9 protein-coding genes and 2 pseudogenes are annotated in these 12,461 nt (G+C 64.6%); 5 read left to right on the plus strand and 6 right to left on the minus strand.

The genetic code is table 11. The features are described 5' to 3' along the window. Window positions 1-224: 224 nt before the first annotated feature. The 3 genes and pseudogenes from K6K41_RS19440 to K6K41_RS19450 form a co-directional block, all read left to right on the plus strand. Window positions 225-863, plus strand: a pseudogene (locus K6K41_RS19440) (response regulator transcription factor); the annotation flags it as partial. A gap of 135 nt (window positions 864-998) precedes the next feature. Next, window positions 999-2,345, plus strand: coding sequence for a sensor histidine kinase (locus K6K41_RS30020; protein ID WP_346433459.1), 1,347 nt, complete (start codon window positions 999-1,001; stop codon window positions 2,343-2,345). A 269-nt stretch (window positions 2,346-2,614) separates the two neighbouring features. Beyond that, the gene (locus tag K6K41_RS19450; RefSeq protein WP_261401865.1) at window positions 2,615-3,550 is read left to right on the plus strand and encodes a collagen-like protein; all 936 of its coding nucleotides are present in this window, start codon (window positions 2,615-2,617) and stop codon (window positions 3,548-3,550) included. Between the two features lie 187 nt (window positions 3,551-3,737). On the opposite strand, the gene K6K41_RS19455 is transcribed toward K6K41_RS19450, so the two are convergent. After that, entirely contained in the window at window positions 3,738-3,869 is a 132-nt protein-coding gene (locus K6K41_RS19455) for a hypothetical protein (RefSeq protein ID WP_261401866.1), read from the minus strand. A 62-nt stretch (window positions 3,870-3,931) separates the two neighbouring features. Here K6K41_RS19455 and K6K41_RS19460 point away from each other — a divergent pair, with 62 nt between their 5' ends. Further along, the gene (locus K6K41_RS19460; protein WP_261401867.1) at window positions 3,932-4,126 is read left to right on the plus strand and encodes a hypothetical protein; all 195 of its coding nucleotides are present in this window, start codon (window positions 3,932-3,934) and stop codon (window positions 4,124-4,126) included. A gap of 766 nt (window positions 4,127-4,892) precedes the next feature. Here K6K41_RS19460 and K6K41_RS19465 read toward each other — a convergent pair. The 3 genes and pseudogenes from K6K41_RS19465 to K6K41_RS19475 all read right to left on the minus strand — a co-directional run bounded on the left by K6K41_RS19465 (window position 4,893) and on the right by K6K41_RS19475 (window position 10,242). Then, a pseudogene (locus tag K6K41_RS19465) lies at window positions 4,893-5,656 on the minus strand (IS5 family transposase). Between the two features lie 144 nt (window positions 5,657-5,800). After that, the gene (locus tag K6K41_RS19470) at window positions 5,801-6,865 is read right to left on the minus strand and encodes an IS110 family RNA-guided transposase (RefSeq protein ID WP_261401868.1); all 1,065 of its coding nucleotides are present in this window, start codon (window positions 6,863-6,865) and stop codon (window positions 5,801-5,803) included. Between the two features lie 248 nt (window positions 6,866-7,113). Further along, window positions 7,114-10,242 carry a type II toxin-antitoxin system ParD family antitoxin gene (locus K6K41_RS19475; protein ID WP_261401869.1) on the minus strand — a complete coding sequence of 1,043 codons (3,129 nt, stop codon included), beginning with the start codon at window positions 10,240-10,242 and terminating at the stop codon, window positions 7,114-7,116. A gap of 417 nt (window positions 10,243-10,659) precedes the next feature. Between K6K41_RS19475 and K6K41_RS19480 the strand changes: the two genes are divergently transcribed. After that, window positions 10,660-10,830: a hypothetical protein gene (locus tag K6K41_RS19480; protein WP_261401870.1), complete on the plus strand. Its 171-nt coding sequence runs from the start codon at window positions 10,660-10,662 to the stop codon at window positions 10,828-10,830. Between the two features lie 18 nt (window positions 10,831-10,848). Here the strand turns inward: K6K41_RS19480 and dps are convergent, their stop codons facing one another. Continuing rightward, window positions 10,849-11,391, minus strand: coding sequence for a DNA starvation/stationary phase protection protein Dps (dps, locus tag K6K41_RS19485; protein ID WP_261401871.1), 543 nt, complete (start codon window positions 11,389-11,391; stop codon window positions 10,849-10,851). An 88-nt stretch (window positions 11,392-11,479) separates the two neighbouring features. After that, window positions 11,480-11,992: a PepSY domain-containing protein gene (locus K6K41_RS19490; RefSeq protein ID WP_261401872.1), complete on the minus strand. Its 513-nt coding sequence runs from the start codon at window positions 11,990-11,992 to the stop codon at window positions 11,480-11,482. Window positions 11,993-12,461 lie beyond the last annotated feature (469 nt).

Here is a 12,461-nt window from a genome sequence, read left to right on the forward strand (position 1 = left end):
GGCGAGGGGCGGGAAGCCGCGCCGATCTCGTGGCCTTGACGCGGAGCGGGCGGCGCCGCGTCAACCGATGCGCTGAGACTAGCCCCCGCCGCCCCTTGCGCGCCTGACGGCGCCTGTCAGCCTGCCGTCAGCTTGCGCTTGCTAGTGTTCGGGTCTTCCGCCGCTTGCGGCTTCAGACGACGTTGCTCTGGCCAGCAGCGCCGCCGGCGCGAAAAGGCCCGTGCATGCGTGTTCTTGTCGTCGAGGATGAGCGGTCGATCGCCGAAGACGTGGCGCGCGCTCTCGAAATGGCGGGCTATGTCTGCGAGGTCGCAGGCGACGGCGAAGCCGGCTGGTTCAAGGCCGGGACAGAGAATTACTGCTGCGTTGTCCTCGATCTCGGCCTGCCGAAGCTCGACGGTCTCAGCGTGCTCCGGCGCCTCCGCGCCGAAGGCGTGACCACGCCCGTGCTCATCCTCACCGCGCGCGGCGCCTGGATGGAGCGCGTCGAGGGCATCGACGCCGGCGCCGACGATTATTTGCCCAAACCGTTCCAGATCGAGGAGCTGATCGCCCGGGTCGGCGCGCTCGTCCGCCGCGCCGCGGGGCACGCGACCTCGGTGATCGAGGCGGGCGGCCTGCGGATCGACACACGGCGGCTCTCGGTCGTGCGCGAGGGCCGGCCGGTCGACCTGTCGTCGCTCGAGTTCCGGACGATCAATTACCTCGCCCATCACAAAGGCTGCGTGGTCTCGCAATCCGAGCTCGTCGAGCATGTCTACGGGTCCGAGCGGGAGCCGGACAGCAATGCGGTCGAGGTGCTGATCGCCCGCATCCGCAAGAAGATCGGCTCCGACGCCATCGCGACCCGTCGCGGCCAAGGCGTGCCGGAAGGCGCATGTGCTCGGGCCGTCGCGAAATGCGGACAGCAAACGCTCGCTGTCGCATGCTGCTCGCGGCCGTCGCATGTCGCGTGCTCGGTCGCAGGCCCGCGCTCCGTGATCGTCTTCGAGCGTCACATGCTCGAGACGCTCGGCCGCGACCTCGACGTTCGCTGGTCCGACCTTGCGCGCGACATCACGGTCGCGCCCGACGGCGAGCTTAAGATCTCCCAGCCCGAGCGCGACTCCCGCTACGGCCGGTTCGACAGCGGCGCCTATTGGCAGGTGTCGGAGGGCGGTCATCCCGTGCTGCGCTCGCCCTCGCTCGGCGACGGCCAGGTCGACCTCGCCCGCCACGCGCCGATGCACGACGGCTCGCCCTGGTACGAGGTCGAGACGCCCGGCGGCCGGGAGCTCTATGTCGCCGAGCGCGAGATCACGGTCGGGCCGCCGGGCTCGGCACGAACTCTCTCGCTCGCGGTCGCGCTCGACCACGACCAGATCGTCGCGGCGCGGGCCGCCTTCCTATGGGACATGTTCTACGTCCTCGCCTTGATCGCGCTGGTGCTTGTCGCAGCAGCCGGCCTCCAGCTTCATGTGATCCTGTCGCCGCTGGCGCGGCTGCGCGCCGAGCTGAACGCTGTCCGCGAGGGCGAGTCCGCGCGCCTCAATCTGGCGGTGCCGGCCGAGGTCGAGCCCCTGACCATCGATCTCAATCGTCTGCTCGATGGGCAGGAAGAACTGGTCAAGAAGGCTCGCGAGCGCGCAGGGTCGCTCGCCCACGGATTGAAGACGCCGATCGCGGTGTTTTCCGCCGAATGCCGGCGTCTCGAAAGCGAAGGGCAAGGCGAGTCGGCGAAGCGCCTGCGCGAGCAGATCACATCGATCCAGACCCATGTCGAACGCGAGCTCGCCCGCGCGCGCACCCACGGCGCGACGGCCGCGCTCGGCGCCTATGTGGACGCCTCGAAGACGGCCGAGCGGCTCGTGCGGGTCATGACCCGTCTGCCACGCGGCGAAGAGCTTGAATGGCGCTACGTCCCGCCGGACAGGCTGATGCTGCAGATGGATCCGGACGACTTCGGCGAGATCCTGGGCAACCTGCTCGACAACGCTCGCAAATGGGCGAAGGGCGCTGTGTCTCTCCGAATCGAGGTCTCCGACACCTCCGCCCGCATCGTGGTGGAGGACGATGGTCCGGGCTTCGGTTCGGACGCCGCGCCCCCGAGCCTCACCGCAGGCGACCGCGAAAGCTCTGCAGGCCTCGGGCTCGTCATCGTGCAGGACATTCTGGCGGCCTACGGCTCGGCGCTCTGGATCGACCGCGCCGCGCCGAACGGCGTGGTGTCGTTCACGCTCGCGCGGCGCTCCGTGACCGCGGCGGCGCAGGCCGCGAGCGGGCGACGGCCCCCGGCGAGCACGAGACTGATCGTCGATTGGCGCGTGCAACAGGCCGGAGAGGGGAGCCGTCAGGTTCATCCATAAGCGAGTTTGGAGGTCTCATTGCCCGGCGTCGACAGGCGCGCGCTTCGCCCAGACCGAGATCCTGAGGAGCATACTCGACAACCTCGAGACCTGCGATGCCGAGATGAAGGCTGTGCGAGCGCAGCCGCATCTCTCATTGCAACTAAAGTTCGATGGGTGGCGGCGCCGTCGCTGGTAGATAAATACTTGTAGATCTACGTGTTTCTACTGACTTTCAAAATAATCGTCTGAGTCATCCTCGCTGTCGTACGAACAGTGGGGAATTGAAGATGCGCGGTCTGCAGATAGGCATGCTCGCAGCGGCGAGCTTGGCGTTTGTTGGACAGGCGCACGCGGCGATCGACGTCGTCTCGGCAGAGATCGCGAACGGTCGGCTCGTTGTGACGGGCAAGACCTCCGCGGGCGCCAGGGTCACGCTTGATGATCAATACAATCAAAAGGCCGACGGCAAAGGAAAATTCGAGTTTTCGGTCGTCTACCTGCCCGCTGACTGCATCGTGACGCTAACGCAAGGAAGCCAAACCGCCAGGGCGGTGGTGGCCAACTGTGGGCCTCGCGGCATCAACCCGCGCGACAACTGGCTTAGCTCGAAAACCTATACTGAAAATGACGTCGTATACTTCGACGGCTCGTCTTGGATCGCAGTCGAAAACAAAAAGACCAACAAAGGCGAAAAGCCGGGCGCCAAATCGGAGTTTTGGTCGCTGTTCGCTCGCGAGGGCGCAAAGGGAACCAAGGGCGACACGGGACCTGCGGGCGAAACTGGTCCGACGGGAGCCGCCGGCCCGACTGGCCCTCAGGGTGCTGAGGGACCTGCCGGTCCCGCAGGCGCGGACGGCGCAACGGGCCCCCAGGGCGCTGCAGGCGCGGACGGGGCCCAAGGGCCGGCTGGGCCCGTTGGTCCAACCGGGCCGACCGGTCCGGCTGGACCTGTGTTTTCGAGAGCGCTCAGCTGCTATTCGACGGCCTTCACCACGCGGACCGTCAGTGCGAGCGGGGGCGCTCTCGACGTTTATTCGCCCGTCTGCGCCTCGGGCTACACCATCGTGGGCGGCGGCTGCAGGGGCTCGAGTTTCCTGATCACCTATGCGCTGACCGACATCAGCGGTGACGGTACCGCGTTTGTCTGTTCGGCAAGAAACGGCTCGGCCTCGGATCAAACGGTCAATGCACGAGCACGCTGCTGTTTGGCGCCAGGGAACTAGCAGCGAGGCGCTTCCGGCGCCGGAGCCGCCACGTTGAGGTCGACGCGCCGTCTGCGGCGCTAAGATCGGCGTGATCGCCGAGCGCGCGTCTCGGACGGAGAAAAGCCCGGCGCTTCAGGGGAACGCGCCGGGCTTTTTCTGGAACATCCCGGCGGGGACAAAGCCCCCGCGCTTCAACCGGCGCCATTCATGATCTGGCCCGCTCCTCCGCCTCGAGCGCCGCCATTTCCAGAAGGTGCGCTAGCGTGCTCTCCCTCGCGCGCTTCGCCTGAGCCTGAAAGGCACGGATCGCTTCCGCGATCTCGCGAAACTCGCCCACGCTGAAATCGCCGTGTTCTATTTTTGCTTTAACAGAATAAATTCCTATCTACCAGGGAGGCCATGCTGGACGCTGACGAGAAACTGTTCGAAGATGAGAGCTTAGATTGGACTGAAGCCGTCGTCGGCGAGCTGATCATAAGGGCCCGCGGGGATGAACGAGCCGCGATCCGCGCGCTGTTGATCGCGCTCGCGGAGGTCCGCGCCGCCGTCTCGCTCGGCTATCTGCGTGGCGTCCAGCCCGAACGGCCCCGGTAAGCCGGCCGCGGGCCCCAGGCGCTACGACCGGATCGAGGACCAGGAAGAGATCAAGGCGATCTCTCTCGAGGCTCGAGACAAGCTGTCGGAACTTCAGGCGCGTGTGTCGTTCTCCGCGTCCCGCGGCCCCTCTTGATCATGAAACACACTACGGCACGCCAAAGCGACAGCACGATTTCATATCGGCAGTTGGGAGCAGACAAGTAACCCGCGTGCAACCACGGCCCTTTGGAACTCATTGAAACCGGACGCTCCAGTCTCTCAAACGAAGAAAGCCGCCGGAGACCGGCGGCTTTCTTCGTTTGAGAGACTGGAGCGGGCGAAGGGATTCGAACCCTCGACCCCAACCTTGGCAAACGAGAAATTGCCGTGTCGCTGCCTTGCTAAGGGGAAGCTCAGAATGAGCTTCCCGACGCCGCAGTTCAACGAGCGCTTCGGCTTGCGTTGTTGAACCCTAGTGAACTGGAGCAGAGCGGACTGAATTCTCCGCGAGGTTCGTGACGGTAACCGCGCTGCAACCGCGATTTAGCTGGCGGACCCGCGAGCGGGTGTGCAGGTGGCAATACTGGAGTGGCTCATTAAACTTCGCCTCATGACCCGAATGTATGGACCGGCTGCTGTTCGCAACTGAGGCGTGCTGGTGCGGAAGTCGCTGATATGTATCCGGCCTGTTTGATCGGCTCGCGGGCCGTGGCCTTGATGGGAATACGCACGCGCATTTGGTCTCATTAGCGGACAGGTCGCCAAGCGACCCTAGGAAGCGGACTCATAACGCGTTGACCCAGAGACGCGCGGCGACGAGCTTGATGGCTGCGAGGAAGTTGTCGGCCCTGCGGTCGTAACGGGTGGCGATGCCGCGCATTTGCTTGATACGATTGAAGAAGCGCTCGACGAGATTGCGCTGGCGGTAGACCCAGCGACTGAAACTGAAGGTCGCCTTGCGGATCGAGCGCGGCGGGATGTTGGGCCAGGCTCCGCGGTCTTGCACGAAGGCGCGGACGCCATCGGTGTCGTAGGCCTTGTCGGCGACGACCGCGGCCCCCGGCCGAATGTCAGCCAGCAGCGTCGCGGCGACCGGCGCGTCGCCTGCCTGTCCCGCGGTGAGCTCGATCCGGATCGGTCAGCCCTCGGCGTCGACGAGGGCGTGGATCTTGGTCGTCAGGCCGCCGCGGGAACGTCCCATGCAAGGATCGCCGGAGCCCCCTTTTTGCCCGCGGCCCCATGCTGGTGGACCCGGACGCAGGAACTGTCGATCATCACGATGTCGCCGTCGTAAGCCTCCGACACCGCAGCCAGAAGCCGGTCCCAGACGCCGGCCGCCCGCCATCGGCTGAAGCGGTTGTAGAGCGTCGTTCGCGGCCCGTAGCGTTCCGGAACGTCGCGCCAGGACGAGCCCGTCCGGAACCGCCACAGGATGCCGTTGATCACCCGTCGGTCGTCCACCCGCGCGACGCCCCGGGAGTTCCGCGGAAGCAGCGGCTCGATGATCCGCCACTCGTCGTCCGACAGTTCGTGTCGTCGCATGCCCATCTCCTTCAAAGGAGATGGAATCAGCACGCGCTCGAAAACGAAACCCCGTTAATGGGGACGCTCCCTAAGGGTCATCAGACTCCGAGCGCGTTGATCGATCCGTTCCATGCAGTTCTCGGTCGCGAACTTAACGAGGCTACGGCTTCAGATCGCCGTAGCCTCAACAGGGTGAGCGTCGAACGCCCTGTCATGACGTAGAACGCTCCAGGCGATGCGGGCGAGCTTGTTGGCCAGCGCCGTCGCCAGCTTGTTGCGGTGAAGGCGCGTCGCCGCTTCCTTCAGCCACGATCCGAAGCTGAACCGCTCCCAGTTCTGCGGCCGCATGAGGATGACGTTCGCAGCCTGGATGAACAGCGTTCTCAGATAGCGGCTGCCGCGTTTCGAGATGCGCCCGAGGATCGACCTCCCGCCAGTGCTGTACTGCCGCGGCACAAGGCCGAGCCAGGCGCCGAAATCGCGTCCGCGTTCGAAGGCTTCGCCCGTTCCGATCGCGGCGACCACGCCGGTGGAGATGAGCGGCCCGACACCCGGCACGCTCATCAACCGACGGCAGTTCTCTTCGGTCTGGCTGATCTGCTCGATCTCACGGGTGATGGTCTCGATGCGTTCGTCCAACCAGAGCCAGTCCTCATAAAGCCCAACGATCAGGTCGTGCATGCGCGGCGAGATCTCGCTCTCCCTGTTCCTCAAGATCTCGAACAGCGAGTTGCGCAGCGAGCGCGAACCTGTCCTGACCGCGATGCCCTGTTCGATCAGGAAGGCGCGGATCTGGTTGATGGTCGCGGTGCGGCGGGACACCAGCCGCGAGCGCACTCGATGACAGGATTGGAGATCGAGCTGATCCTGCGTCTTCTCCCGAACCAGGTTTAGGTTCGGCCGCAATGCCGCCTCAGCAATCGCCTCTGCGTCGTTGTAGTCATTCTTCTGGCCCTTCACGAAGGGCTTCACGTAGATCGCCGGAATGATCCGAGGCTCATGGCCGAGCTCACGCAGCGTCCGGCTGACAAAGTGCGCGCTCAGACAGGCCTCCATTCCGACGATGCAGGGCGGAAGCGCCCTGAACGTCTCGACGAGGGCAAGCCGTCGGATCTTCTTCCGGAACGCGATCTTCCCGTCGGGGCCAAAACCCACGACGTGAAAGACGTCCTTGCCGATATCGATTCCGACGGATGTCAGCGCGGGCGTTGTGGTTTCGCGGGTCGTTTGCATGGGCTGCTTCTCCAGGTCTTCGCGGGCAACAGCCTTGAAGGCTAACCCGCCGAGGGAAGCAGCCGGTCCATCCCATTAGCCGACGCGCGATCGGTCCGCTTGTCGGCAGTTCGGCAAGATCAGATTCCGGCGCGCGCGGCTGGAAACAACGATTAAGTCGGCGAGGCAATGAGGCCTGTTGATCCTTCTCCATCCGCAGCGGAGGGGCCTTCAGGCTCCACTTTCGCCGATTTCGCTGTTCGCTTCTCTCAATCGTTTACGGTCGACTTGGCGCCAACATCGTGATCCTCTTGTGTCAACAGAGCATCAGGCTCGGTCGTGACAACCGCATCAAGGAGCTGCGTCGCATCATAAGGCTTAGCCAGTAGAGCGATCTCACCGTCGAGCTTTACAGCGGTGGCGTCGCCTGTGGCATAGACGATCCGTACCGCCGGCTTCATCTCGCGGGCGCACTCCGCAAGATGCTCGCCCGATGCGCCGGGGAGGTTGAGATCGGTCACGAGCACGTCGATCGGCGCTGTCTGGAGCGCGAGATGCGCCTCCTCGGCACTCCCGGCTTCCACGACGACATACCCTGCGCTCTGCAGGATTTCGGCGCTGCTCATTCGGATCAACGCATCATCCTCGACCAGTAGGATCGTGCCTTGACGCGCGGCCGGCGACACTGGCGCGGCCGCCTTAGGAGCCTCCGCGGACGCAGGCTTCACCGATCCCCGATGGCGCTGGTTGGCTAATACATGTCTGAACTTTCGGGCCAGGGCCTCGCGGGTATACGGCTTCGACAGCAACTCGACGCCGACGTCCAATTTGCCGCCATGCACGATCGAGTTTTCGGTGTAGCCAGAGGTGAACAGCACTGCGATTCCGGGCAGCCGCTCGCGGGCCTTCCTTGCCAGCTCGGGGCTCTTCAGGGCGCCGGGCATGACGACATCGGTGAACAGAATGTCGATCGGAATGCCGCTTTCGATCACGATCAGGGCGCTTTGAGCATCGACCGCCTTGAGTACGCGGTAGCCAAGGTCAGTCAGCATCGAAACGGCAGTCTCCCGAACCTCGGCGTCATCTTCGACCACCAGCACGGTTTCAGCGCCGCCGGTAATCGGGCCAGCGTCGACCACGACCTCGACGTCTTCCGCCTCCATGGCGCGAGGCAGGTAGATCTTGATTGTCGTGCCGTGCCCGACCTCGGAATAGATCTTCACGTGGCCGCCGGACTGTTTGACGAAGCCGTAGACCATCGACAGCCCAAGACCCGATCCTTTGCCTTCGGCTTTGGTCGAGTAAAACGGCTCGAAAACCTTGTCGACGACGTCTGCGGGCATGCCGCAGCCCGTGTCGGTCACGGCGAGCATGACGTACTGGCCAGCGGCGACCTCGTCGTGGGTCCGCGCATATGCGTCGTCGAGGTGGGCGTTGGCGAGCTCGATCGTCAGCTTGCCCCGCCCGTCCATCGCGTCGCGCGCGTTGATCGCCATGTTGAGGACGGCGTTCTCGATCTGAACCGGGTCGGCGAAGGTGTTCCAAAGCCCGCCGGCGAACACGGTTTCGATTTCGATCGCCTCGCCGATCGCGCGGCGCAGCATGTCATCCATGTCACGCACGAAGCGGCCGGGATTGATGACTTTGGGCTCGAGAGCCTGGCGTCGTCCAAAAGCAAGCAGTTGAGAGGCAAGCTTCGCGCCTCGGGCGACACCCGACATGGCGTTTGCAACCCGGCGCTCCGCGCGCTCGTTGCCGGCGATGTCTTTTCCCAAAAGTTGCAGATTGCCCGACACGACCTGCAGCAGGTTGTTGAAATCGTGCGCGACACCGCCGGTCAGCTTGCCGACAGTCTCCATCTTCTGCGCTTGCAGAAGCTTCGCCTCCGCCTGACGGCGCTCCTCGATTTCCGCAATGACGCGGGCTTCGAGCGTTTCGTTGAGCTGCCGAAGCTGGCCCTCCGCGCGCTCGCGATGGCGAACCTCTCGGGTCAGGTTTGCGGCGTGATCACGTAGAGCGTCCTCGGCCGCGCGCTGGTGCGTGATGTCGGTATGAACGCCGACCCATTCGGTGATCTCATTGGCTTCGTCGAGGATCGGCAGGCCCCGGATTGCGAAGGTGCGCCACGCTCCGTCATGGCGCCGGACGCGATGCTCGAACACATACATGCTCTTCGCAGCGACAGCCTCGTTCCAGCTCGCGACGCTGGGACCCCGATCGTCGGGATGGACGGCAGCCGCCCAGCCATATCCTTGATATTCCTCGATCGACTGCCCTGTCAGGGCGGCCCAGCCAGGTTGCTCGCCGAGCATCCGGCCGTCGGCGCTGTTGGTCCAGAGAACGCCGTGGACCGCGCCCATAGCGGTTCGAAAGCGACGGTCGCTCGCCTGGAGCATCGCCTCACGGTGCGCTCGCTCTTCCAGATCGACCACGAGGATGTAGACGCCAGGAACCGAGCCGTCCGCCTTGATATCTGGCACATAGCGGATTTCGGATCGGTGGCGCGCGCCGTCGCGATGAGGCAAGTCTGCCTCGGAACTCGTCGCCTCCCCTGCAAGAGCCCGGTCAATCCACTCGCGCCGCAGCTCATAATAGGCTTCGCCCACGATCTCGCGAACGTGCCGCCCCACCATGTCCTCAGGCGACACTCCGAGCCATGCCTCGTAAGCGCGGTTGGCGAACCGATAGACATGACCGCGGTCGACATATGCGATCAGCATCGGCAACGCGTCGGTGACGCGGCGCAGATTGGCCTCGCTTTCCGCCAGACGCCGCTCCGTCGCAAGACGCTGCGTGTTGTCCACGACCGTGCACATTACCCCGCCGATGGAGGCGTCGGCTTCGTAGACCGGCGTGTAGAAGAGGTCGAAAAAGAACGTCGTCTCCTCGTCGTCTCTCGCGAGCGTCATTGCCTGGTCGTGGAAGGACGACAGCTCTCCGCGGAAACCCGCTTCAAGCATCGTGCGGTTCCAGTCCCAGATTTCCGGCCAGACCTTGTCGACAGCGCCGCCTAGCGCCTCTGGATGTTTCGACCCAACAATCGCGATGTAGGCGTCGTTGTAGATCATGGTGTGGGACGGGCCCCACATCAGCACCTTGGCGACGGGCGAGTTGACGATGTTGGCGACCGTCGCCCGCAGTTCGAGAGACCAGCGGTTTATCGGACCAAGCGGCGTGCTGCTCCAGTCGCGGCTGCGGATCAACGCGCCGCATTCGCCCCCCGCTTTCGGCCAATCGGCCAAAGCTGGCCGACCGACACGGCCTTCGCTCCGGAGCGACCTCAGGCCTGCCCGAACCACTTCGCTCGCGCTGGCGTAATCGCCTGACGCGAGACTGTCATTGATGAACCCCTCAAGCTCTGGGGTCAGCGAAACGTTGCGTGTTTGGCGGCAGGACATCAGCCTTCGTGAGGCGTGCAGGAGTCGGTGTCAATCAATGTCAAACACGGGTTCTGCCGGTGAAATTCTTGCCGCGAAAGAAATGCTTCGCCAGAGGTGGCGGGAGGCGTGCGGCGCGCGTCCATGGGCGGGGATCGACGCGCAGCGCGCCAGACGACCCAAGTCGACATCGGTGGGTTTGCAGCGTCAGCCCGACGCCATACCCTTTAAAGCTGGATGCCGCAGGCGGCCCGACGGCGTTCTGCCTCGGTACTCTACCTCGACCAACGCGAAGCCCTAACTAGCGATCTTCGCCTTGATGTCGGCTGCGGCCCTCTCAGTCAGACCTGCCCCTACTGAGCCGACCAAGACGAGCGCTCCCTCCTTCAGGATATCTTAAGGGATCGTTGGCCTGGCAGGTAGGCGGACACGCCGAATATGCCGATCTCGGTACATTTCGCTTTGAGCCACGTCTCGCTCGCGCCCGACCGATACGAGGCGTCCTGGCGCTTCGCCACTACTCCCTCGAAACCCATCAAGCCTTACAAGCGGCTGGAGCTGGCCCGTCGGGTGCGCCGGGTGATCGACGGCCCGACGGGCGTCGGCTGATCTAGCGGGGGACGCGCCTCAGCGAGAGCCCTTGCCGTCGCCGTCGCGAGGCTGGCCCATCGGTTCCTGCACGTGCGCCTCGATGAACCAGAGCTGCTTGTCGATCGCGCGCGACAGGCCCGTCAGCAGGTCGGCGGTGTCCGGCTCGCCCGCCTCGTCGACCTCGTCGATGTTCTCGCGGACGGCGTTGGCGAAGGTCGCGTAGCGGTCGATGAGGGCCGCGAGATGGTCGGCGACCGCATAGACGTCGGTCGGGTAGGCCGCGAGCTTCGACGACTGCGCGACCACCTGGGTGGTTCCGAGCGCCGTGCCGCCGAGCTGGACGACGCGCTCCGCCATGTCGTCGTTGAAGCCATCGAGCTCCTTGCGGAAGCCGTCTAGCATCAGATGCACGGCGATGAACTGGGGGCCCTTCAGGTTCCAGTGCGCCTGCTTGACCGCAAGCGCGAGGTCGATGCCGTCGGCAAGCCGCGCGTTCAGCGTCTCGATCGCGACCTTCTTGGCGTTTGAGGGTGTTTCGTTGCGGGTGGCGTGCTGACGCGGGGAAGGCTTCTTGGCCATCGGCTCGATCTCCGGAAAGTGGAAGAGGGTTTTGAGAGGGTGCAACGGCGGCCGCCAAGCACGGCGCCGCCGTTGCGCTATCAGACGATCAGTCCGAGCTGGCCTTGCCCATCGCGTCGACGTTTACGTCTTTGTTGCCGTCGGCAGTGGCGACGGTGATCTCGTACTTCACGGCGTCGCTGTCGCGCTCGACCTCGGCGTCGACGGCCTTGCCCTTGGCGAAGGCTTCGGCGGCTGCGATCGCGCCCTTGAGCTGGGTCTGCGCTTTGGCGTAGTTCTCCGGCTTCAGCATCGTGAAGTACTTCTCGAACGTCTGCTCCTCCTGGCCGGTCACCTGGCCCGAGTTCGGGTCGACGTAGTACTCGGTGAGCTTGTTGCCGCCGTCGGCCACGACCTTGACCTCCCAGCGGCCGCCGTTGTCGTCGCTGTACTCAACCTCAGTCGCCTTGCCGCCCTTCGCCTCCGCGGCCTCGACCGCCTGAGTGATGGTGACCTTGGCGTTCTGCGCCGCCATGTCGTCCGCCAGAGCCGCGGGGACGCCGAGCCCGACGGCGGCCGCCGTCACGAGCGTGGAAGCCATCAGTCGGATCCGGGTGCGCATGTGGTTCTCCTTGCAAAGCTCCCGGCGCGATGGCGCTGGGTGCTGCCCAAACTCCCGGACCGGAGGTTTGGTTCACGAGCGGTTGAGGACGGCGAGGCTGTGGAGCTGTGTTCGTCGGTTGATGAGGTGCGCAAACCAGCCTACGAATCCTTTCGGCGTATCGGCGTTGTTCGGTCTCGATCTGAGGAGCGCACGGTGGTCTACGCGTCTTTGTCCAATGCTGGGATTCGATTCCTGCGGCCGTCCAAGGCTTGGTCGGCAGAATGACGCTTCACCTCGCTCCAATCCTGAACGAGAGTGGCTGCTTCACGCTGACTTGCAACGGCGCCGCGGTCGGAACAGTCAGGCGGGAGCGCCTTTCCGACGGTTCGCCAGACCGATGGCGCTATCAGTTCCGCGAGGACTGTCTGGCGGTCGATGTTACGGGCGGCAGGTCCGGCCACGCGGCAAACCTTGGCGAAGCGTTCTT

The sequence above is a fragment of the Chenggangzhangella methanolivorans genome, from assembly GCF_019797865.1.
In the GTDB taxonomy this organism is placed as follows: domain Bacteria; phylum Pseudomonadota; class Alphaproteobacteria; order Rhizobiales; family Methylopilaceae; genus Methylopila; species Methylopila methanolivorans.